The organism is Vibrio sp. MA40-2 (assembly GCF_047302445.1).
Lineage (GTDB): Bacteria > Pseudomonadota > Gammaproteobacteria > Enterobacterales > Vibrionaceae > Vibrio.
The window spans coordinates 1116530-1138565 of the sequence record NZ_CP178628.1 but is presented as its reverse complement, the minus strand read 5'-3'; the positions used below and the strand labels follow the sequence as shown (position 1 = coordinate 1138565).

The following is a 22036-nucleotide window of genomic DNA, read 5'->3' as shown; positions in this document are numbered from 1 at the left end:
GTAACCTCTGTTGCAACTTAGGTCATTAAGTTGGGAGATTAGACCAGTAAAATGCTGCTATTTTCGGTGAATTAGCTATAATCGTGGGCTAAAATGAAATTTTCTCAAAAATTAACTGGAAAATTTTCATTTTCATCTATAATAATATGAACATTCGAAGTTGATCCGAATTAAAGGAAGATAACTACACGATGACTACAAAGTTACGCATTCTACTTTTAAACGGCCCAAATCTTAACCTATTAGGTGTTCGAGAGCCAGGTCACTACGGAAGCCAAACGTTAGATCAAATAGTAGACGATTTAGTTCTACAAGCCAACCGTGCGGATATTGAATTACAACACCTGCAATCTAATCGGGAATATGAATTACTAGAAGCGATTCATGCTGCTCATAACAAAATCGATTTCATTATTATTAATCCCGCTGCCTTTACTCATACAAGTGTTGCTTTACGTGATGCTTTACTCGGTGTAGCAATCCCATTTATTGAAGTGCACTTATCCAATGTTCACGCGCGTGAAACTTTCCGCCACCACTCTTATTTATCAGATAAAGCAGTGGGTGTGATATGTGGATTAGGTGCTCAGGGTTACCAATTTGCTTTGATGGCAGCGATAGAACAGCTGAAATCAAAGTAGTGAAGAACTAATTTCGTTTCACTCTGTCTTAGAGTGAGAAACGTTTAACAGACAAAGAGAAAGAAAAGATGGATATACGTAAAATAAAGAAGCTTATTGAATTAGTAGAAGAGTCGGGTATTTCTGAGCTAGAAATATCAGAAGGTGAAGAGTCCGTACGTATTAGCCGTAATGGTCCTACACAACAATTTGCACCAATGCAATATTCACAAGCTCCAATAGCGGCAGCACCCGCAGTAGCTGCTCCTGCTGCAACCACGGTTGATGCAGCTCCCGTTGTAGCTGAAGCTCCTGGCCATAAAGTTCTTTCTCCAATGGTCGGAACTTTCTATCGTTCTCCAAGCCCAGAAGCAAAATCCTTTATTGAAGTGGGTCAATCAGTTTCTGCTGGTGACACGCTTTGTATCGTTGAAGCAATGAAAATGATGAATCAGATTGAAGCTGATACGTCGGGCGTTGTTACTGCTATTCTGGTTGAAGACGGTGCCGCCGTTGAATTCGATCAACCGCTTGTTGTTATTGAATAACTTCTTGTTATCAAATAATAGCTTGTCGTCATCGAATAATAGAGGCCAATCACTATGCTGGACAAATTAGTCATCGCGAACCGAGGTGAAATTGCACTTCGTATACTTCGCGCATGTAAAGAATTAGGTATCAAAACAGTTGCGGTACACTCAACAGCCGACCGCGACCTTAAACACGTATTATTAGCAGACGAATCGATTTGTATCGGTCCTGCACGCGGAATAGACAGTTATCTGAATATACCGCGTATCATCTCAGCAGCCGAAGTCACTGGGGCGATAGCTATTCACCCTGGTTATGGTTTTCTGTCTGAAAATGCAGATTTTGCTGAACAAGTGGAACGAAGCGGTTTTATTTTTGTTGGCCCTAAAGCCGAAACGATTCGCATCATGGGTGACAAAGTTTCTGCTATCAATGCAATGAAACGAGCGGGTGTACCTTGTGTACCTGGTTCTGATGGCCCACTTGATGATGATGAAAACCAAAATAAAGCGCACGCTAAGCGCATTGGTTATCCTGTAATCATTAAAGCCTCAGGTGGCGGTGGCGGCCGTGGTATGCGTGTTGTACGTAGTGAACCTGAGTTGGTTGAAGCTATCGCCATGACCAGAGCAGAAGCGAAAGCTGCATTCAACAATGATGTGGTTTACATGGAAAAATACCTTGAAAACCCTCGCCATGTTGAAGTTCAAATCATTGCTGACGGACAAGGCGGTGCTATCCACCTTGGTGAGCGCGACTGTTCTATGCAGCGTCGCCATCAAAAAGTTGTCGAAGAAGCACCCGCTCCAGGCATTACCGAAGAAATGCGTAAATACATCGGCGAACGTTGTACGCGAGCTTGTCTTGAAATTAATTATCGTGGTGCTGGCACATTCGAGTTCTTGTATGAAAATGGTGAATTCTATTTCATTGAAATGAATACTCGAATTCAAGTTGAGCACCCAGTAACAGAAATGGTAACCGGTGTTGACCTAATTAAAGAGCAACTTCGTGTGGCAGCAGGCCAACCATTATCCTTTACTCAAGATGATATTAAATTAAGTGGCCATGCCATTGAATGTCGTATTAATGCCGAAGATCCTGAAAAGTTCTTGCCTTGCCCAGGAACAATCGAACGTTTCCATTCACCAGGTGGAATGGGCGTTCGTTGGGAGTCTCATATCTATGCTGGCTATACGGTTCCACCTCATTACGATTCAATGGTAGGTAAGTTAATTACTTACGGTGAAAATCGAGATGTGGCTATTGCACGTATGAAAAACGCCCTAGGTGAAATGATCATCGAAGGTATTAAAACCAACATACCACTGCAACAAGACATTATGAATGATGAAAACTTCCAGCACGGCGGCGCAAACATTCATTATTTAGAGAAAAAACTCGGTCTCCAATAAGGTCACCTGAATTAGTCTCTCTTCTAAAGCACTCTAACGAGTGCTTTTTTATTGGTGGTGAACGTTAGCGATTAATACTATTTACCTACTTATAAACCTGTACAAATAGACAGTGAGATGATTGAATAACTATAAACATATTAGCTATACAGGCGAATCTTTGCGTAGAGGGTAAGATGTGTTGTAAAAAATAGAATGTCACGTAAAGAATCATCCCTTGTCTCGTTAACCTGATATGACTGCGTACTGAATTGGAAGTGAGTTAAATTATGTCCCAACTTTTATCAAGCGTTTCGATTACTTCTCTATCTGGTGTTGGCGCCAAGGTAGCCGAGAAGTTACAAAAAGTCGGTTTATATTCAGTACAAGATTTGTTATTCCACCTTCCTTTGCGATATGAAGATCGCACCAGAATATATCCCATGGCCAAACTTCACGCCGGTTTATGGGCTGCAGTTCAAGGTGAAGTCATGAGCGTTGATACAACTTTTTCCCGTAAAAAAATGCTTACTGTTAAAATAAGTGATGGCAATGGTACCGTCACATTACGCTTTTTTAATTTTACTGCAGGCATGAAAAATAACTTCACAATTGGAAAATTGGTGCATGCTTACGGAGAAATTAAACGCGGTAATTATGGGTTAGAAATTGTTCATCCCGATTACAAGTTTTTCGCTCCAGCAACTCAACCAGATGTAGAACAAAATCTTACTCCGGTCTATCCCACCACCGAAGGCTTACGACAAAACACTTTACGCAATCTAACGGAACAAGCGTTACAGTTATTAGAAAGCGCAGCGGTTGAAGAATTATTACCATCAGGTTTATATAACAATCAATTGACCTTATCTCAAGCGCTGCACACTATTCATCGTCCACCGCCAACTACCAATATACAAGAATTTGATGAAGGTAAAACACCGGCACAACAGCGATTAATTATAGAAGAGTTATTGGCGCAAAACCTTTCTATGCTAGCAGTTCGCAGTAAAGGACAAAAAGATAATGCTTTACCATTGACCGCCCAAGATAACTTTAAACATAAGCTACTCGCACAATTGCCGTTTTCACCAACCAATGCGCAAAACAGAGTCGTGACAGAAATAGAAGCCGACTTACTCAAACCGCACCCGATGATGCGTCTGGTTCAAGGTGACGTAGGTTCAGGTAAAACATTGGTTGCCGCTCTTGCTGCGGTAAAAGGCATTGAATCTGGTTATCAAGTTGCCTTAATGGCCCCAACCGAATTGTTAGCCGAGCAGCATGCTATCAATTTTACCAATTGGCTTGAGCCACTTGGCATTCAAGTCGCTTGGTTAGCCGGCAAGCTAAAAGGGAAAGCTCGAGAAACAGAGTTAGCTAAAATAGCCAGTGGCGATGCTAAAATGGTGGTCGGTACCCATGCACTATTCCAAGATCATGTCGAATTTAATCAACTGGCGTTAGTGATTATTGATGAGCAACATCGTTTCGGTGTCCATCAGCGCTTAAAACTAAGAGAAAAAGGTGAAATTCAGGGCGCCTTCCCTCACCAACTGATCATGACTGCCACCCCTATCCCTAGAACTTTGGCCATGACAGCCTATGCCGATTTGGAAACCTCTATTATTGATGAGTTACCTCCCGGGCGAACACCGATCCAAACCGTAGCAATTCCTGATACTAAACGAGACGATATTATAGATAGAGTGCGTAATGCCTGTTTAAACGAAGGCAAACAAGCCTATTGGGTGTGTACTCTGATTGATGAGTCAGAAGTGTTAGAAGCACAGGCCGCAGCAGACACCGCTGAAGAACTGCAAAAACAACTCCCTGAACTAAAAATTGGTCTCGTTCATGGCAGGATGAAACCCGCCGAGAAGCAAGCCATAATGCAGCAGTTTAAAAATAACCAATTGCATTTACTTGTTGCAACAACCGTTATTGAAGTGGGCGTTGACGTGCCTAATGCTAGTTTAATGATCATCGAAAACCCTGAGCGATTGGGCTTAGCTCAACTCCATCAACTTAGAGGCCGAGTCGGTCGAGGAACGGTAGCAAGTCACTGTGTTTTACTCTATCACTCCCCTCTTTCCAAAACCGCTCAAAAACGTTTAGCGGTACTAAGAGAAAGTAACGATGGCTTTGTTATCGCTCAGCGCGATCTAGAAATCAGAGGTCCAGGAGAACTATTGGGAACGAAACAAACCGGTATCGCCGATTTAAAAATCGCCGATCTCATAAGAGATCAAAGACTTATACCCGATATTCAACGCATGGCTCGATTTATTCACGATAATCACCCTAAAAGCGCGCAAGCCATTATTACACGCTGGTTAGGAGAGCGTGATATTTATTCTAATGCCTGATATCAACGTTAGTTATCTATTTAATCTTAGCTTTGGTGATTTAATCTAAACTCTCATTTTTTAAATCATACTCAAATTCTTAAAACCATATTCAGATTATTCAAACGACATTCAGGTTATTCATTTTAAGCTCTTTTGTTTTTATTCACTTTGTTTGATCGAGACACACTCGGGAATTGTAAATGCACTCTTCCGCCCCCTTCAGAACGATTGGTTACAGAAATAGAGCCATTATGCTGCGTAACAATTCTTTTAACGATAGCAAGACCTAAACCCGTTCCTTCACTGCCTCGCGCACTATCTCCGCGAGTAAACGGTTCAAACAATTTATCAAGTTGATCAATATTGATTCCAGGACCATTATCTTCGACACAAACCCACACCGACTGCTTATCTACTGTCATTCCAGTCGTTATTCTCACCCACCCATTACCATACCTTTCTGCGTTAACCACCAGATTGGTCAATGAACGTTTTACTTCAATTTCATTTCCTTGTAACAAGCAAGGTTCGCTTGCAAGACTAATTTTCACTTGATTTACATTGTCTCCATTGGCATTTTCTTTACTCGCACTCGCGTTATTACTTGCACTTGCAACATTGTTAGCAATAACATTTAAATCAACCTGTTGAAAGCTATCTGTATTAACAGGTTTCAAGTAATCCATGAACTGATTAATAATTTCGTTGCACTCTTCCGTATCCTGAATAATGCCTTCCGCAAGATAACTATCTTGTTCGGACATCATTTCCGTTGCTAAACGGATTCGGGTTAACGGTGTACGCAGATCATGGCTAATGCCAGCCATCAACAAAGCCCTATCTTCTTCTAACTTCTGGATATCTTGCGACATTTGATTAAAAGCCTGAGTTACTGCTCTTATTTCACTGGCACCTTTCTCTGCTAAAGGTGTTGGAAACTCACCTCGGCCCACCATTCTTGCTGCTCCTTCTAGTGCCACCAAAGGTCTATTTTGAATTTTGACAAAAACCCAACAGGAACAAATGATCAATATCGCAATCAGTAAACTGTTTCTAAACAGAGGAATAAAATCCTCTTCTTGTAATTCTGAAAGCGGTATTCTCAATAAAATATTGGGTAATTTTTCTAACTTAACCCATAGGATATAACTCTCACTACCAGAAGATAACCTCACTTCTGACGCACCACCCAGTTCATCACTCATTTCATGACTTAAAAAATCGATACTGGTGGCATCATTAAATTCCGCATAAATTGCATCGCCTTCTTGATGAGCGGTAACACCAAGCTTGTCTAGCAACCTTCTTCTAGAAGGCGCTTGCAAATATTCTCCCGTTTCAAGCTCGGCCCTATCGTCTAATATCAGATTTATCTCGTGGGCTAAAATACGATTAAACTGTTGTAAACTCGGTAATAAAGCATAGTTAAATATGGCAAAATAAGAGTAAGCTTGGCTGGCTAACAGAACTAAAATGAAAAGTATGACCGTTTGCGTGTGAGAACTGCGGATAAGCATAACTGCCCCAAAAATAATAAACCCTTAAAACGAATGTTTAAGGGTTTTTGATAATAGAATTAAACCGCTTGACCATCAGGCACAAACACATAACCTAAACCCCAAACTGTTTGTATATATCTAGGGTGACTTGGATCTTCTTCTAACATTCTACGCAATCTGGATATTTGAACATCAATTGAACGTTCCATTGCTGAATATTCTCGACCTCTGGCCATATTCATCAATTGATCTCGAGACATCGGTTTTCTTGCATTGGTTACTAAAGATTTCAATACGGCAAACTCGCCAGACGTAAGAGGCATGCATTCATCACCACGAAACATCTCTCTTGTTCCAAGGTTTAAACGAAACTCACCAAATTCTATATTGGTCTCTTCTGCACTCGGTGCTCCTGGCGCTTCGACAACCTGCCGACGTAACACGGCATTAATACGAGCTAACAACTCACGCGGATTAAACGGCTTGGGTAAGTAATCATCAGCCCCCACTTCTAAACCAATTATGCGATCAGCTTCATCTCCTTTAGCGGTCAACATAACAATTGGGATTCTATTATCATTACTACGAAGACGACGACAGATAGAAAGGCCATCTTCACCTGGTAACATAAGATCCAATACTACTAAATGGAACGTTTCTCGTGCTAGCAATCTATCCATCTGCTCTGCATTAGCAACACCTCGCACCTGAAATCCTTGGTCGGTAAGATAGCGTTCCAACAAAGAACGTAATCTGGCGTCATCATCTACAACTAATATTTTATGGTTTTCTTGCATCTACTGTCCCAAATAACCTAACGGAAATGAAATAAACTAAACCCAACGGCATAGACGTTACATTAAAATAACCTATGAATGAACCCGGTACGCATAAGTAAATATGTACTTAACCACACTCACACCGCCATCAAAAAGGTAACGTCAAAGATAAAGGCTATAAACCTAAACCGAATACCTTATCTATCAAGCATACCTAATTCTATAACTTACATAGTAAATTTCATGCAAATATTTACTGTTATATTATCAATAATTGCCTAAATCTTGTACACAGAAAATAACAACACGTTAATTATGTTATCTCTCGCCATTGCCAAGCTCATTATTTGTGTTACACAATATAAAAAACTAACACCGTTCAGAAAAATGAAGCTCATATGAAAACAAATCTGGTCACTCGAGAAGGGTACAATAAACTGCAAAAAGAACTTGATTATCTTTGGCGAGAAGAACGTCCAGAGGTAACCAAAAAAGTAACTTGGGCAGCGAGTTTGGGTGATCGCAGTGAAAATGCCGATTATCAATACAATAAAAAACGCTTAAGAGAAATTGACCGACGGGTACGTTTCTTAAGAAAACGATTAGAACAGCTTAGAGTGGTAGATTATTCACCAGAACAAGAAGGCAAAGTGTTTTTTGGCGCTTGGGTAGAAATTGAAAACGAACAAGGCGACATAAAGACCTTCAAAATAGTCGGTCCAGACGAAATTTATGGTGGAATAAAAGATTACGTATCGATTGATTCACCTATGGCAAGAGCGTTACTAAAGAAACAAGTTGATGATGAATTTTCGGTAAAAACTCCCGAAGGATTCAAAGAATGGTTTATCAATAAAATACGTTACTCAAAAGACGATTAGTACCATATCAGCAAGATTCTGCTAGAATTCCCTCAAATTAATTTACCTATCGAGTGACTCTCATGCCATGGATTCAAATAAAACTCAACGCAACAGCTGACAATGCTGAGCAAATTGGTGATATGTTGTCGGAAGAAACTGGTGCTTTATCAGTTACTTTTCTTGATTCAAAAGATACTCCGATATTTGAGCCACTTCCTGGAGAAACTCATCTTTGGGGTGAAACCGACGTGGTAGCCTTATACGATGCAACCGTCGACACCGCCTTAATATTAAGTCAAATAACCCAATCACAATTACTGGCTGATAATTTTTCTTACAAAATTGAGCAGCTAGAAGATAAAGATTGGGAGCGTGAATGGATGGAAAACTTCCACCCTATGAAATTTGGACAACGCTTGTGGATATGCCCAAGCTGGCGAGAAGTTCCTGAACCTGATGCCATTAACGTTATGCTAGATCCCGGGTTAGCCTTTGGTACCGGAACACACCCAACTACATCACTTTGTCTTGAATGGCTTGAAAGCATAGACCTTAAAGGCAAAACAGTGATCGATTTTGGTTGTGGCTCAGGCATTCTTGCTATTGCTGCCATTAAACTTGGTGCAGACAAAGTGGTCGGCATTGATATTGACCCGCAAGCAATTATAGCCTCCAAAGAAAATGCCAAACGTAATGGTGTTGCCGAACAATTAGCACTGTATTTGCCTCAAGACCAACCGCAAGACTTAATTGCTGACATAGTAGTAGCCAATATTCTCGCCGCGCCACTACGAGAACTTTCTCCGGTAATTAAAGGATTAATCAAGCCAAATGGTTTACTTGCCATGTCTGGAGTTCTGGATACACAAGCAGAAGACGTAGCCAGTTATTACCAAGATAAACTCGATATTGATCCTATCGCCGAACTACAAGAGTGGTGTCGTATCTCTGGACAAAAAAAACCGTCGTAAAATAGGCACTAATTGATTGAAAATTAGGCAATTTGAAAAACAAATTGTAAATGCTCAAAAATTAGTCTTTTCACGCATCGAAAAAATGCGTAAAATGCGCGCCCTTGCTAGATAAGAACTGTGACGGCCTTTTGAAAATCGGAAATTATCAACTTAAGAACAAATTGATTGTGGCACCAATGGCTGGTGTGACCGATCGACCATTTCGAGAGTTATGTCTTCGATACGGTGCTGGGATGGCTATCAGTGAAATGATGTCCTCTAATCCTAAGCTCTGGAAAACGGCCAAATCAAAGCAACGCATGGTGCATGAGGGTGAATCGGGCATTCGCTCTGTACAAATTGCGGGTTCTGATCCCAAGTTAATGGCTGAAGCAGCCATACACAGTGTTGAAAACGGTGCTCAAATCATCGATATCAACATGGGCTGTCCGGCAAAAAAAGTAAATAAAAAGCTGGCGGGGTCAGCACTACTACAACACCCAGATATTATTGAAAAAATATTAACTGAGGTGGTTAATGCAGTAGATGCTCCAGTTACTCTGAAAACCCGTACAGGTTGGGACACAGACAATAAAAACTGTGTCGAAATAGCAAAAATGGCCGAAGGCTGTGGCATACAAGCTCTTGCTCTTCATGGAAGAACAAAAGCCTGTATGTACAAAGGCGAGGCGGAATACGACAGCATTAGAGCCGTCAAACAGGCTATCTCTATACCCGTTATTGCTAATGGCGATATCGACAGTCCAGAGAAAGCCAAATACGTTCTAGATTACACCGGAGCGGACGCTTTAATGATTGGTCGGCCTGCCCAAGGTCGTCCTTGGATTTTTCAAGAAATCCATCATTATTTGGAACACGGCACCACCTTGCCTGAACTACCTTATAAGGAAGTACAGGATATTTTACTTGGACATGTTCGAGAGCTTCATCAATTTTATGGTGAATTTCTTGGCCCTCGCATTGCTCGAAAGCATGTGGGTTGGTATTTAAAAGAACATGGGCAAGCGAGTGAGTTTCGCCGTACCTTCAACGCAATAGATGCTGCTAGTCAGCAACTAGATGCACTAGAAGGTTACTTTGTACAATTTGCATCATAAATTACGAGAAGAGCTAGCATAATATGTTCGAACAAAATTTAACTTCTGAACCACTAACAGTCACTACTGTAACTTCACAAGATCAAGTAACTCAGAAGCCTCTACGTGACTCTGTAAAAGCATCTTTGAAAAATTACCTTGCTCAGTTAAATGGTCAAGACGTTGACGACCTGTACGAACTAGTATTGGCAGAAGTTGAGCAACCATTACTAGACACCATCATGCAATATACTCGCGGTAACCAAACTCGCGCAGCAAATATGATGGGTATCAACCGTGGTACTCTTCGTAAAAAACTAAAAAAATACGGCATGAACTAGAAATCATACTGTAATACATTGATTTAAAAAGACTTAACCATTAATGGTTAGGTCTTTTTTATTTTTAAACCCACAACAAAACCCACGAACTAAAAAAACCTCCGTCGTGCCACCTAGAATAATTTTCATGCGAAACATTTGTCTATTCTGACAGTAAAAAATATATGTAGAAAAAACAGAAAAGTATCCGACACTTAGGACGTCACTTCGAATTTAAAGTGGTTTTTAATGTCCTAAACTGTATAGCTGTCCTAAGTAAGTTAGGACAACTAGAGGGAAGTGATCTCAAAAACGTCAAATTCACTTACAAATATTTTTAGAAGTGATGTAATCTAAAATTTTATATATTACAAATATCATTATAAAACAGTTCATTAATCTTAAAATTAGACATAAAACAATGCAATAAATGATACTAGTTTGATAGCATGCACATTAAAACTAGGGTTAAATATAATGAAAAATAAAAGCTTTATTATTGTATGTCTATCTTCATCATTACTCATTGGTTGTGGCGGTGGAGGCAGTAGCGATAGTTCTCCATCATTTACAGGTAATGGAATATACTCCAACACTGCTGACTTAGCAGTAATGATTGTTGATTCAACCAGAGACTCAGAGAACATAATTGTTGGTGATTTTTCTAATGACAGTATTTATTTTACTAACACCGCTACAACTACCGTCAACACTATGACAACTACAGGGCTGACTTACGCAGACACAGCTACTTTTGCTGTGGACACTGATTTGGTGCTAACTGCAACGTTTGATAGTAGCGAAGTCACTCTTAATGGCGAGGTAGATGGTACGAATTTAATCTATTCCATGGACAAAGCTTCAGATTCATTAAGCCTAGCTGAAATAGTAGGTACTTATACTGATGCAGATGACGGTAGTACTTGGCAAGTAAATTCAGACGGCTCATTTATAATTACTGGTACTTGCATTATTACAGGAGACATAGAACGCTCTGGTGCTTACTGGAATATCACGGATGCAAGTGCTGTATCTTGTACTGACTCTGAATTCAATGGAACTTATGAAGGTGTATTCCTAACAGTGAACCATGATGGACATGATTATATCGCTGGTTTGCTAGCCAACTCTGTAGCTATGCAATGGGGTAGTACCGCCATAAATTAACTACAAAATTTATAAGAAGTTTACTTTATTTAGGTAAACTTCTTAGTAGTGGCTTTTTGTATCTAAGAATAAGTAATGGCAAAAGAAGATTTAAACTCCGAGTACGATGACTAAAAAGTCAACCAAATAAGAATTTGGACAGAGGTGTGTTAACGCAAACACTCTAAAAACAGTGTGAAGCATTAGGAAAAGTATTGGTAACACCTGCAATAAGACGCCTCACGCAAAACCAACAAAGCGCGCTGAACTTCATACCAAAACCGCTAAGTGTAACGGGTTACACTGATTGTCTTGTTATATGCTTCTCTGCCACATATTATCAACTAAAATAGGTTCAAACCCTATTGAAGGAAGTCGACCAACGGATTCTTTATTAAAATGCCAGCTAAACGATCCAACTAACTTGCTAAATGAATATTGATAGTAAGCCAAGCGATGTTCCCACTTCCAACATTCACAATCACGATACATCACAAACAAACTATCAACTTCTAAATAACCTTGATATTTAAAAATACTTTTATATAACTTGAAGTTACGGATGTAAGAACCTGGCTTGAGAATTTGGTTTATATACCTTATATTTTCGTGCCCCAAATACGCTCCTCTCAAACGGAAGTAATCAACAATTCTGAGCGGACTAATCCCAAACTTCTCGATCCAATTTTCTTTATCAATATTAAATGTCACGTTCCTATCTTGATTTTCGGGATGTTTTACTAATCTTGCGAGTTCCATTGGTATTAAGTAAGACCATAGGTAATTTCCTCTCTTTTCGTGATATCTATGGATAAGCAAATAGTCTGCATCCTTAAACTGAATTCCACTCATTGATACACGATCAGAAGCAGTACTTTTGACTTCTATAAGAGCTTCTTGATATATGACATCTGCACCACTATAGTTTACCGACAGTTGCTCACTTGGAAGAAGTAGCTCTGTTATGGCTTCACCTACATCCCCCATCACTGGCTTAGCATTAAATCTCTGTGCAAATAGGTCTGGTTCTTGCCCAGAAGCCAAAATAACTTTAGCTACTTCTTTTCTACTTCTAGGCTTTGGCATTTCTTTTAGAGTTGCATGCCCATCTATAATGTCATTAAAATTCCTGTTGTTTCTATAGGTTTCTAGTACATATTGATCCCAAGCTTGGGTGATTTTGTTTTTTTTGAATAATTCGAAAGGTAACTCAACTGACATAAATCACTCTATTTAAAATATATAATTGCATAAAACGAATGATATGGACTCCCTCTACCCCAACCGCAGCGTGCCATAGTTAACTATGGATACGATCAAAAACTGGAGGTTACCATGTCCATCATTCAAACTATTGGCGTTGATCTTGCCAAGAATGTATTCAGTATTCATGGCGTAGATGCATATGGCAAGTGTGTTCTACGTAAAACTGTTAAGAGAAACAAACTATTAGAAACTGTCGCTAATTTACCACCCTGCCAACTGCCTCCATCATTAGTAATGTCCCTGAACTGGGGTATATCACTAACAAGCAAGCAGCATCTTTAATCGGCGTAGCCCCTATGACTCGGAAAAGTGGACGCTATAAAGGCAAACGAGTTATCCAAGGAGGACGGGCTCAAGTAGGAACTGTTTTATATATGGTGATGATGTCAGCAATACAGTGTAACCCTATATTTAAGGCCACTTACACTCACTTAGTCGCTGCTGGAAACCCCAAAAAAGTTGCTATCATCGCTTGAGTTCGCAAGATGGTTGGCATCCTAAACCCTATGTAAAAAGATGGCGTCTTGTGGGATGAGAACATCGCAAAAAATTAGCTATTGATGCCATAGTCGTTTGTTATGTGCCTATGATTCAAAGATATGTTCTGGTTCGTAACCTGACCAACCTTGCGTTTTCATTGGACGCATAGGTTTCATCTGTTTCATGCCTTTCATAGGCTTCATTTGCTTCATACCCTTCATAGGCTTCATCTGTTTCATAGGCTTCATGGGGCCAGCCGTAGACTCGTTAGTAAAGAGTAAAGTATCCCCTCTATCATCCCTAATCACGCCATCATTAAAGTAACCAATATGCACTCCAGAATAGGAGTAGATAGAATCAGCACTAACATACCCTATCGGGATACCTGTAAATGAAAAAAGATGTACACCATCATCTGTATAAGCATATGGTCTACCGTTTGAATCATAAAAATCTAATGACATTACTTATTCTCCTTTGTGAGAGCTAATTATTGAATAACACTGGCACATAAATTCTTAATAACAGGCCAGCTCGTTTTTCTGCTTGCCTAACTTTCATTCAAACTACCATAAATAGATGAAATATAGTGCATATTCATCACATTTTTCACTCTGCCTTTACGTAAAAACGAGCCTGCGTGTTATCACTTTTTAACAATGCTCGTTATCTTTGGGGTAATGGTGGCAATCCTAAATTTAACAATAACTTACTACTCACCCTACTGACAAAGAGAGACTGGATTCTAGACAAAATAAGCCATTTTTCATACTCAATCGGGATTCAAGCCCAATAAACTGTATAAATTCACAAAAGTGGAATGCTAGAGTGCCAAGCAAATCTGGCTACATAGTTGGATGTTTTGGCATAAGGAAAAGTAAGTCAAATGCCAAGCAGAATGTTATGCAGAGAAACTAACTAAAAACATAACGGGGCACAAACGAGCTAGTTTTTAGGGTTAACTCACTAGAATATTCAGCATAATAAAGTGCTCTAGCTACGTTACGTAACGTTATGTAAGAAATCTAAAATCGTTATGTATACTTCCATTTCCTGTAACGAAACCGTCCGGTAACAATTCAACCTCTGCCCGTTAACAGAGATCTTACCTCCATCAGAAACTTTTCAAATATGATCCAAGCTTGATTTTGTTGCAACGGTCATAACCAGAAATATTCATTTGGTCGCAAAAACTGATATAGCTGTTAAAGAAGCTATTTTTGGGAATAGTTTGCGAATGGTCTAAATCAAAAAGCAATCTCCATCAATCAAGCTATCATCTTCGATACCCCCTTGAGCCAAATCGCTTCACTAGGTAAAGATTCCAGAATTTATTACTCGGTAGCTGATGTTTTAGGTGCTTTATGTAAGGTATACGGCACTAGAGTGCTTAGCAAAAAAGTTAGTGGATGAAGCTGTGATTGATAAGGCATTTGTAAACCAACGTTTTGCGGACCAAGGCGGGGCCAAGCGCTTTAACCGTGTACTTGATGACCAGCTCGATACCATTATCGACGAACTAAACGAATACCTTGGGCAGGTGGGTTAGTGCTGTTTTCTACACGGGTTGTCATTGATGTTGATACCATCGACATAACAACTCAAATTACGCTATACATGTCGATTAAATCTAATTTTATAAACATGTTTTCTTTACATGTCGACTGAATCGACATAAGCTCACTGCAAAGTCTCATTATGTCGACAAAAGAAGGTTTTTTAAACATGAAATGGCAAGCTGACCAAGCCTACAACCATTTGCCGCCCTTACCGCTAGACAGCGAACTAGGTGAGTTGGCTGAAACCTTACCCATACTTAAAGCCTGTATTCCTGCTCGTGCCGCCCTTGCTGAATTAAAACAAGCCGGTGAGCTACTGCCTAATCAAGGGTTACTTATCAACTTACTGCCACTGCTTGAAGCACAAGGCAGTAGTGAAATTGAAAATATTGTCACCACGACCGACAAGCTATTTCAGCACGCTCATGAAGATAGCCAAGCCGATCCCATAACCAAAGAGGCGCTGCGCTATCGCACCGCCCTATATCAAGGCTTTACCGAACTAACCAGCAGGCCATTGTGTGTGACCACCGCATTAGAAATTTGCAGCACCCTTAAATCGATGTCAATGGATGTCCGTAAAGTCCCCGGTACTAGCTTAACCAATCAGGCCACAGGTGAGGTTATCTATACCCCACCAGCAGGCGAGTCTGTCATTCGTGACTTGCTAAGTAACTGGGAAGCCTTCCTACACAATCAAGATGACGTAGACCCACTGATAAAAATGGCAATGGCCCACTACCAGTTTGAAGCTATTCATCCATTTATCGACGGTAATGGTCGTACAGGTCGCATACTCAATATTCTTTACCTTATCGACCAACAACTGCTTAGCACACCTATCTTGTACCTAAGTCGCTATATCGTGGCTAACAAGCAAGATTATTACCGCTTACTGCTTAATGTGACCACTAACCAAGAGTGGCAACCATGGATCATCTTTATTGTTAACGCTGTTGAGCAAACGGCTAAGTGGACCACCCATAAAATCGCCGCGGCTCGCGAACTGATAGAACACACCACTGAATATGTACGTCAGCAGTTACCTAAAATCTACAGCTACGAACTAGTACAAGTGATTTTTGAACAGCCTTATTGCCGTATTCAAAATCTAGTAGAGGGTGGCTTGGCGAAACGTCAAACCGCCTCCGTCTACTTAAAGCAACTCTGTGATATCGGTGTACTTGAAGAGGTGCAATCGGGTAAAGAAAAACTATTTGTCCACCCTAAATTTGTCACCCTAATGACCAAAGACAGCAATCAGTTCAGCCCCTATTTACCTGAAAAATAAGCCTAATGCATCAACCATTAGCCAAAATTATAAATTGAGAACCTAAAATGAGTAATAACGATATCGTACAAAAACTGTGGAACCTTCATGATGTATTGCCTGACGACAGTATTAACTAGAAATGCGTTTTTAAGCTATAAAGCCCCTATTTTCTTAGACATGTTAAAGCCTGTAATCACAAAACCGACTTCTTGATACAACTTAAGGGCTCGTTCATTGTGATAAGCAACTCTCAGCTTGATTTGATTAATTCCTCGGCCTTGCAATTGCTTTTCAAACACAGAAATAGCTTCCGTTCCATAACCTAACCCACGGTAGTCGCTAAACACATAAAAATCATATATGAAGGTAGATTTATCTTTAACATTATCTGAATGCCATAAATAACCGACTAGGTTTTGCTTACCATTAACATCAGCATCAATACAGAGCAGTGAATGCTCATCTCCTTCCAGTCCATTTGGAAAACAACGATGCAAATCTTTTTTAGCTAACTCAATGGCAAGTTCCATTGAATGCCCATAATTCTTAGCTATTTCGTGGCTGTAATCGTCAATAAAATACTGACAGTACCTTGGATACTCTTCTGTACGCATTGCTCTGAGTACAATCATATATTCCCCTTTTCAGACGATAAATTCGAACTACAACTTATTGCAAATCATTTCAATGCTATAGAACTTCACGCATCATTTTTCTGCCTTCTGTTTCAACATAGTTCAAAAACACCTTGGCTATTGGTGACAAAGATTGGCTTCTTGTCCAAGAAAATGACCAGTGCGTTTGAATAGGTAGGGATTCAACGTTAATCACCTTTACATCATAAACATTCCCGAACGCTAAGGTATGCGCCGATAAAATAGACACACCTAATCGCGATAACACCGAGTGAATAATTGCTTCATTACTGGCTATGGTCATTTTGATATTAGGTTGATATGGCTGCTTTTTAAAGAAAGCTTCTGTGGCGTATCTTGTGCCAGACCCTTCCTCGCGAATTAGAAAGTCTTGTTGGCAAAATTCTTGTAATGAAACAACCTTCTGTTTAGTAAAGGGGTGGTCAACTTGAGCAATCGCAACTAGATCATTTGACATAAATTCGATCACCTCAAGATCCAAATCCTGTGGTAAGTGGCTGAACACATAAAAATCATCTGAGCCGTTTTCTACCCGCTCTATAACTTGTCGTCTATTGGCAATCGTTAACTGAATATCAATCCCAGGATAACGCTCGCAGAATGGCCCTAGCAGGTGAGGAATAAAATACTTGGCCGTAGTGGTAACGGCTAACCTCAACGTACCAACCTCCAGTCCTTTTAGACTAGATAAGTGCATATCTAATTCTTCACAGCTTTGCAGTATTTGTCGCGCCGTTTTTACCGTTGCTAGCCCAGCATCGGTAAATTTTAATTTTCGACCCACTTGCTGGTAAAGCGGCAGACCAATAGATTCTGCCAACTTCTTTAATTGCATCGATACCGTGGGTTGAGTTAAGAACAGCGTATCGGCGGCAGATTTTATGCTGCCTTGCTCATAAACTGCGAGCAAAATTTCAAGCTGGCGAAACGTGCCAATATGTGCGTGTAATCGCGACGCCATAATCTTCTCCAATTCCGTTAATGCTCTTCAACTAGTGGTTCAAATCTAATTCATCAATCATATTTCATAGATTTTTATCTATTCAAACTATATAGATTATCTATTTTAATCTATGCAAATAAAAGAATAACATGCAAAGAAATTTTACAGGGGGATTTTATGAAATATCGAAATATGGTTTTACCATCAATCACTATTACTATGTTAGTGCTGTTTCACTCGATTAGTACATCAATTGGTCACGATTCGTTTGGTTTTTTAGCATCTGCAGCCATGTTGACTGCTTTTACCTTATTTAACACCTTCAAGTCATCTGTAAATAAAAGTCGCCGTCGTGATATTGTGCTTACACAACAAGCTATTGGAGAGAAATAAGTCATGATCATTGACGCAGTAGTTGCATTTTTCGTCTTGGGCATTGTTTGTCAATTACTGGGAGCTAAAATCCCCTTTTCAGAAAGCCTCTATAAAACACTTAGTATGTTTTTAATGATTGCGATTGGTCTTAAAGGTGGGTTGGCACTTCAAAAGTATATTGATCCCGATCTTATTATTATGTCACTAGCGGTCGTTGCCTTCGGTTTATTACTACCTTTGATAGCCTATCCTCTGCTTAGATACTTCGGTCAACTGGATAAAGTTAATGCGGGAGCCATTGCTGCGCATTATGGCTCTGTAAGTGTGGCCACCTATGCGGTGGCCGTGGCGTTATTGGAAGCCAATAATATTAGTTATGAAGCTTACTTCCCACTCTTTGTCGTGCTGCTAGAAATGCCGGCAATTGTCGTTGGTCTGGTTTTGGCTAAGGGTAATGTAAAACTGATAAACGCGCATTTTTTGAAGAAAGAGTTAATTGCTAACCCAAGTATATTACTTATGGTCGGTAGCTTATTGATAGGTTACTGGGGTGGTGAAAGTGTACAAAAATTATCACCTTTCTTCATCGAATTGTTTTCTGGCGTTCTAGCTTTATTCTTATTGAAGATGGGCATGACCGCAGGCCAACAGTTATCAGCATTAAAACAAAACAGTTTATTCTTGATTAGCTTCGCTGTGCTCATGCCAATGATAGGAGGCCTAGCCGGAACCACTCTTGGTTATCTGCTCGGTTTTAGTGCTGGAGGCATTACCCTTATGGCTGTATTAGGAGCAAGTGCATCTTACATTGCAGTACCTGCAGCAATGAAAGAAAGCTTGCCAGAAGCAAACGCGGGTATGTCTATTACCGCGTCTCTAGGTATTACATTTCCTTTTAACGTTTTATTTAATGTGCCTTTCTTTATTGTACTTGGCCAGCATGTCGGCAGTTATTCATGATATATTGGCTAACGACCCTTCATTTGATTGAAGAATACTTAGTTTTTCTTTACCCATACAGAGCATTGTATTCCATTAAGAATGGTAATAAATTAACTACCTTGCCCGTCTTAAATTGGAATCATGTAAGCTACTAATTTGATTCCATGAACATAAATCTTAAAATTGATTTTAAAAATTACATAACTAACTCGATTAAAATAAGGTATTATCGTATCGAGTTACGATATAATTATTCGGTACCTTCTTTATGCCAAGCGCCAAAATTATTGTAAATGATGATCAAGCAATACTTAATGCTCAACGATGTATTGTTGTACACGCGTTGCAAACTGGTTTAAATAGTAAATTACTGACTAATACACAATTTCTCGAAAAATATGGGATTGTTGCAGGTACTATTCAAAGAGCTCTGAACACACTGAAAAAAACAGAGGCACTGACAACTCGTTCCAAAGGACACTTGGGACGAATTATTACAGAAATCGATACAGGTTTATGTTGGAATATCGCAAAGCTGAAGCCAGTGCAATTGCTTATGCCAAGTAGCGGTTCGATTGAAATAGATATCCTTATTCGTAACATCACTAATAAACTAAGTAGACTAAACATCCCTTATTTTATTTCCAATAAGCCAGGTGGAGAAAAAAGGATATCCCAAGTGTTATCGGGAGAGTTCGATATTGCATTGGTCTCTCGAGGTGCGTCTGAAAACATGCAAAAACAACTTTCAGAAACTAATATAAAAGTACTTACTCCACATACATATTACTCTTTGAATCGACTCGTGATTGTCTCTAGAACTAAAGGTCCCACCTCTTCATGGAAAAAAATTGCTATCGATAGTAATTCTTCAGATCATACCCGAATTACCAAAGCTGAATTCCCAGAAAGTGAAGGATTCGAATACATAGAGACCAATTTTAGACAGGTGCCAGCTAGAACGCTAAAAAACGAAGTTGATGCTGGTTTATGGCATATGACATCAAGTCCTGTACCTTTAGAGTTAGCAGGGTTACGTGCTTCAATACTGCAGAATGAGAAGTCAATCGCAATACATGAACAGCTCTCTGCCGCCACGTTTGTTACCAATCCTCATCGCCCTGAATTAATATCTCTTTTAAACGAATTGGATAATATGGAAATTGTTCAAAATCAATGTAATGCTTTTAATACAGAAGACCCATATAACAAAGCTTTTAATTTTTTATCCACTGCGTCCTTAACTTAATCAGCCCCAAATAAAGGGCTGATTACATTTATTTACTCAACTACCTTATTGATCATATCAGTGATCATTTGTGGCTTTTGAACTGGTGTTGGTCGATGCTTGCGAACTAAATTATAGTATTCATTTATCTGACTTAACGTCTCTTCTTCACTCCAATCGAGTAGTTCTTTCATCGCTTGTGCAATGGAGTCAATATTAATTAGTCCTCCACTATCATCCCAGAAAAATTCTGAGGTCCGACGAACAAGAAGATCTATCAATGAACGAGCCGCTTCTTCATTTATACAATAATAAATTTCTGCAACTGTCAGGTTTCGATCTGACAAAATTGTCTGATATTCACTTTCACTATTCCATAACTTTGCAAGTTTGTAAGCATTGTATCCATACCTTCCAGCCCATGTTTCTGCGATAGCGAATGGTATATTTTCTTCAGTTAACCCTGCAACAACCAAAGTTTTTGAATACTTTGGCTTACCTAATGCGCTATTATTGTCTTCAGCTTGAGCACCTGAAATGCCCACTTTATCTGCAGAATAGGGCAATACTCCAGGAGATAAATATTTGTATTGATCTTTTTTCTCCACGCGATCCAATAACTGTTTAGCCATGACTCGATTACTAGTAAGTTTCCCTCCGACAATAGAAAAAATGCCAGAATCACTTTGTAATATTTGATGTTCACGAGGTGTTTTACTGTTATTTAGATCATCTTTAGGTGCAATAAGAGGACGTAATCCTGCCCATGAACCAATCACATCGCTTGTTGTTAGATTGGCTTTCGGCATCAAGTGGTTAGCGACATTTAATAGGTATTGAATATCCTCTTTTTCTGGGTGAACATCATCTAGATTTCCATTATAGGTTGTATCTGTGGTACCAATAAACACTCTGTCATCCTGCATTGAAGGAATTGGCCAAACAACACGTCCATCATCAGGAGAACGCATAAATATAGCGGAATGCAAAGGAAAGTCTTGCTTACGTAAAACAATATGTACACCTTTAGTGGGACGTAATATATTCGATTTCTCATTTTCAAAACCGAGTATATTATCACTCCAAGGACCGGATGAGTTAACAACATAATTTGCCTTAATAAGGCTTTCTTTATGTGTTAATGAATCACGAATTCTAACGCCATCACAGCGGTTATCATTGTATGTCAGTCCTATAACTTCACAATGGTTAATGACTTGAGCACCATGATCAGCCGCACTTTTCACTGTATCTAAAGTAACCCGGGCATCGTCTGTAGATACGTCATAGAACAGTGCTGCTCCCTGCAAACCATCCGCTCTAAACTGAGGCTGCCTTTCCAGAACTTGTTGCTTATTTAACATTTTATGCCGACGTTTGTTCCAATTACCGGAAACAAAATCATAGAAAGTTAGACCTAAGTTCAGTAACCATTTTTTATCTGGCGCATCATCATAAAACATATACAAAAATGGTTGAACTTTAGTCAAATGAGGAGCTAGCCTTAACGCAAGTTCACGTTCCCGCACCGATTCAGCGACCAATCCAAATTGATATGTTTCAAGATACCTCAGGCCACCGTGGATCAGCTTAGATGAACGACTTGATGTTCCTGATGCAAAATCATCCTTTTCAACTAGAATCACTTTAAGCCCGCGTAGTGCGGCATCACGGGCAACAGCTGCACCTGTGATACCTCCACCAATAACGATAATATCAAATGTGACCCCAGCAAGTTGTTGTAAACTCGCTCTTTTCATT

The 22036-nt window shown here is 39.6% G+C and carries 21 protein-coding genes and 2 pseudogenes; 16 read left to right on the top strand and 7 right to left on the bottom strand.

The features are described from left to right. Positions 1-191: 191 nt before the first annotated feature. The 4 genes from aroQ (at position 192) to recG (ending at position 4914) form a co-directional block, all read left to right on the top strand. Positions 192-641 (top strand): type II 3-dehydroquinate dehydratase, encoded by a 450-nt coding sequence (aroQ, locus tag ACLKML_RS12905; RefSeq protein ID WP_413285648.1) that lies wholly within the window; start codon positions 192-194, stop codon positions 639-641. A gap of 68 nt (positions 642-709) precedes the next feature. Beyond that, positions 710-1168, top strand: coding sequence for an acetyl-CoA carboxylase biotin carboxyl carrier protein (accB, locus tag ACLKML_RS12900; RefSeq protein WP_413285647.1), 459 nt, complete (start codon positions 710-712; stop codon positions 1166-1168). 54 nt (positions 1169-1222) lie between these two features. Beyond that, positions 1223-2566: an acetyl-CoA carboxylase biotin carboxylase subunit gene (accC, locus tag ACLKML_RS12895; protein WP_413285646.1), complete on the top strand. Its 1344-nt coding sequence runs from the start codon at positions 1223-1225 to the stop codon at positions 2564-2566. 269 nt (positions 2567-2835) lie between these two features. After that, positions 2836-4914, top strand: coding sequence for an ATP-dependent DNA helicase RecG (gene recG / locus ACLKML_RS12890; protein ID WP_413285645.1), 2079 nt, complete (start codon positions 2836-2838; stop codon positions 4912-4914). Between the two features lie 125 nt (positions 4915-5039). Here the strand turns inward: recG and envZ are convergent, their stop codons facing one another. Both envZ and ompR read right to left on the bottom strand, forming a co-directional pair. Next, entirely contained in the window at positions 5040-6413 is a 1374-nt protein-coding gene (envZ, locus tag ACLKML_RS12885; RefSeq protein ID WP_317717929.1) for a two-component system sensor histidine kinase EnvZ, read from the bottom strand. A 59-nt stretch (positions 6414-6472) separates the two neighbouring features. Further along, a complete protein-coding gene (gene ompR, locus ACLKML_RS12880) occupies positions 6473-7192 on the bottom strand; it encodes a two-component system response regulator OmpR (protein ID WP_317717930.1) in 720 nt (239 codons plus the stop codon). A gap of 380 nt (positions 7193-7572) precedes the next feature. Between ompR and greB the strand changes: the two genes are divergently transcribed. The 5 genes from greB (at position 7573) to ACLKML_RS12855 (ending at position 11574) form a co-directional block, all read left to right on the top strand. Then, positions 7573-8055 (top strand): transcription elongation factor GreB, encoded by a 483-nt coding sequence (gene greB, locus ACLKML_RS12875; protein ID WP_317717931.1) that lies wholly within the window; start codon positions 7573-7575, stop codon positions 8053-8055. A 62-nt stretch (positions 8056-8117) separates the two neighbouring features. Then, on the top strand, positions 8118-9008 hold the full coding sequence (gene prmA / locus ACLKML_RS12870; RefSeq protein ID WP_413285644.1) for a 50S ribosomal protein L11 methyltransferase: 891 nt from the start codon (positions 8118-8120) through the stop codon (positions 9006-9008). 131 nt (positions 9009-9139) lie between these two features. Then, positions 9140-10108, top strand: a complete 969-nt coding sequence (gene dusB, locus ACLKML_RS12865) for a tRNA dihydrouridine synthase DusB (protein ID WP_413285643.1) — start codon at positions 9140-9142, stop codon at positions 10106-10108. A gap of 23 nt (positions 10109-10131) precedes the next feature. Further along, positions 10132-10428, top strand: a complete 297-nt coding sequence (gene fis / locus ACLKML_RS12860; RefSeq protein ID WP_317717934.1) for a DNA-binding transcriptional regulator Fis — start codon at positions 10132-10134, stop codon at positions 10426-10428. A gap of 456 nt (positions 10429-10884) precedes the next feature. Beyond that, entirely contained in the window at positions 10885-11574 is a 690-nt protein-coding gene (locus tag ACLKML_RS12855; protein WP_413285642.1) for a hypothetical protein, read from the top strand. A gap of 294 nt (positions 11575-11868) precedes the next feature. On the opposite strand, the gene ACLKML_RS12850 is transcribed toward ACLKML_RS12855, so the two are convergent. Next, entirely contained in the window at positions 11869-12774 is a 906-nt protein-coding gene (locus ACLKML_RS12850; RefSeq protein WP_413285641.1) for a hypothetical protein, read from the bottom strand. A gap of 114 nt (positions 12775-12888) precedes the next feature. Between ACLKML_RS12850 and ACLKML_RS12845 the strand changes: the two are divergent. Next, positions 12889-13032, top strand: a pseudogene (locus ACLKML_RS12845) (IS110 family transposase); the annotation flags it as partial. Continuing rightward, positions 13029-13331: pseudogene (locus tag ACLKML_RS12840) on the top strand (transposase); the annotation flags it as partial. The pseudogenes ACLKML_RS12845 and ACLKML_RS12840, both read left to right, overlap by 4 nt. Before the next feature lie 72 nt (positions 13332-13403). On the opposite strand, the gene ACLKML_RS12835 reads toward ACLKML_RS12840, so the two are convergent. Next, a complete protein-coding gene (locus ACLKML_RS12835; RefSeq protein WP_413285640.1) occupies positions 13404-13763 on the bottom strand; it encodes a 4-fold beta flower protein in 360 nt (119 codons plus the stop codon). An 893-nt stretch (positions 13764-14656) separates the two neighbouring features. On the opposite strand from ACLKML_RS12835, the gene ACLKML_RS12830 reads away from it, so the two are divergent. Both ACLKML_RS12830 and fic read left to right on the top strand, forming a co-directional pair. Beyond that, positions 14657-14848: a type I restriction-modification enzyme R subunit C-terminal domain-containing protein gene (locus ACLKML_RS12830; RefSeq protein ID WP_413285639.1), complete on the top strand. Its 192-nt coding sequence runs from the start codon at positions 14657-14659 to the stop codon at positions 14846-14848. A 149-nt stretch (positions 14849-14997) separates the two neighbouring features. After that, positions 14998-16149: a protein adenylyltransferase Fic gene (fic, locus tag ACLKML_RS12825; RefSeq protein WP_413285638.1), complete on the top strand. Its 1152-nt coding sequence runs from the start codon at positions 14998-15000 to the stop codon at positions 16147-16149. 134 nt (positions 16150-16283) lie between these two features. Here the strand turns inward: fic and ACLKML_RS12820 are convergent, their stop codons facing one another. After that, a complete protein-coding gene (locus ACLKML_RS12820; protein WP_413285637.1) occupies positions 16284-16763 on the bottom strand; it encodes a GNAT family N-acetyltransferase in 480 nt (159 codons plus the stop codon). A gap of 58 nt (positions 16764-16821) precedes the next feature. Continuing rightward, positions 16822-17748, bottom strand: coding sequence for a LysR family transcriptional regulator (locus tag ACLKML_RS12815; RefSeq protein WP_413285636.1), 927 nt, complete (start codon positions 17746-17748; stop codon positions 16822-16824). Between the two features lie 159 nt (positions 17749-17907). Here ACLKML_RS12815 and ACLKML_RS12810 point away from each other — a divergent pair, with 159 nt between their 5' ends. From ACLKML_RS12810 to ACLKML_RS12800, 3 genes are all read left to right on the top strand, one after another. After that, on the top strand, positions 17908-18123 hold the full coding sequence (locus ACLKML_RS12810; RefSeq protein WP_413285635.1) for a hypothetical protein: 216 nt from the start codon (positions 17908-17910) through the stop codon (positions 18121-18123). Positions 18124-18126: 3 nt separating this feature from the next. Further along, positions 18127-19065, top strand: a complete 939-nt coding sequence (locus tag ACLKML_RS12805) for a sodium-dependent bicarbonate transport family permease (protein WP_413285634.1) — start codon at positions 18127-18129, stop codon at positions 19063-19065. A 250-nt stretch (positions 19066-19315) separates the two neighbouring features. After that, the gene (locus ACLKML_RS12800) at positions 19316-20296 is read left to right on the top strand and encodes a YhfZ family protein (protein ID WP_413285633.1); all 981 of its coding nucleotides are present in this window, start codon (positions 19316-19318) and stop codon (positions 20294-20296) included. A 32-nt stretch (positions 20297-20328) separates the two neighbouring features. Here the strand turns inward: ACLKML_RS12800 and ACLKML_RS12795 are convergent, their stop codons facing one another. Next, a complete protein-coding gene (locus tag ACLKML_RS12795; protein ID WP_413285632.1) occupies positions 20329-22035 on the bottom strand; it encodes a glycerol-3-phosphate dehydrogenase/oxidase in 1707 nt (568 codons plus the stop codon). Between the last annotated feature and the right edge of the window lies 1 nt (position 22036).

What these genes read in the sequence shown, in the direction of transcription:
- fic (WP_413285638.1), top strand. Translation starts at nt 14,998, where the DNA reads ATGTCGACAAAAGAAGGTTTTTTAAACATGAAATGGCAAGCTGACCAA.
- aroQ (WP_413285648.1), top strand. Translation starts at nt 192, where the DNA reads ATGACTACAAAGTTACGCATTCTACTTTTAAACGGCCCAAATCTTAAC.
- ACLKML_RS12820 (WP_413285637.1), bottom strand. Translation starts at nt 16,763, where the DNA reads ATGATTGTACTCAGAGCAATGCGTACAGAAGAGTATCCAAGGTACTGT.
- prmA (WP_413285644.1), top strand. Translation starts at nt 8,118, where the DNA reads ATGCCATGGATTCAAATAAAACTCAACGCAACAGCTGACAATGCTGAG.
- fis (WP_317717934.1), top strand. Translation starts at nt 10,132, where the DNA reads ATGTTCGAACAAAATTTAACTTCTGAACCACTAACAGTCACTACTGTA.
- ACLKML_RS12815 (WP_413285636.1), bottom strand. Translation starts at nt 17,748, where the DNA reads ATGGCGTCGCGATTACACGCACATATTGGCACGTTTCGCCAGCTTGAA.
- ACLKML_RS12850 (WP_413285641.1), bottom strand. Translation starts at nt 12,774, where the DNA reads ATGTCAGTTGAGTTACCTTTCGAATTATTCAAAAAAAACAAAATCACC.
- greB (WP_317717931.1), top strand. Translation starts at nt 7,573, where the DNA reads ATGAAAACAAATCTGGTCACTCGAGAAGGGTACAATAAACTGCAAAAA.
- ACLKML_RS12855 (WP_413285642.1), top strand. Translation starts at nt 10,885, where the DNA reads ATGAAAAATAAAAGCTTTATTATTGTATGTCTATCTTCATCATTACTC.
- ACLKML_RS12800 (WP_413285633.1), top strand. Translation starts at nt 19,316, where the DNA reads ATGCCAAGCGCCAAAATTATTGTAAATGATGATCAAGCAATACTTAAT.
- ACLKML_RS12835 (WP_413285640.1), bottom strand. Translation starts at nt 13,763, where the DNA reads ATGTCATTAGATTTTTATGATTCAAACGGTAGACCATATGCTTATACA.
- recG (WP_413285645.1), top strand. Translation starts at nt 2,836, where the DNA reads ATGTCCCAACTTTTATCAAGCGTTTCGATTACTTCTCTATCTGGTGTT.
- ACLKML_RS12805 (WP_413285634.1), top strand. Translation starts at nt 18,127, where the DNA reads ATGATCATTGACGCAGTAGTTGCATTTTTCGTCTTGGGCATTGTTTGT.
- accB (WP_413285647.1), top strand. Translation starts at nt 710, where the DNA reads ATGGATATACGTAAAATAAAGAAGCTTATTGAATTAGTAGAAGAGTCG.
- ACLKML_RS12795 (WP_413285632.1), bottom strand. Translation starts at nt 22,035, where the DNA reads ATGAAAAGAGCGAGTTTACAACAACTTGCTGGGGTCACATTTGATATT.
- ompR (WP_317717930.1), bottom strand. Translation starts at nt 7,192, where the DNA reads ATGCAAGAAAACCATAAAATATTAGTTGTAGATGATGACGCCAGATTA.
- envZ (WP_317717929.1), bottom strand. Translation starts at nt 6,413, where the DNA reads ATGCTTATCCGCAGTTCTCACACGCAAACGGTCATACTTTTCATTTTA.
- ACLKML_RS12810 (WP_413285635.1), top strand. Translation starts at nt 17,908, where the DNA reads ATGAAATATCGAAATATGGTTTTACCATCAATCACTATTACTATGTTA.
- accC (WP_413285646.1), top strand. Translation starts at nt 1,223, where the DNA reads ATGCTGGACAAATTAGTCATCGCGAACCGAGGTGAAATTGCACTTCGT.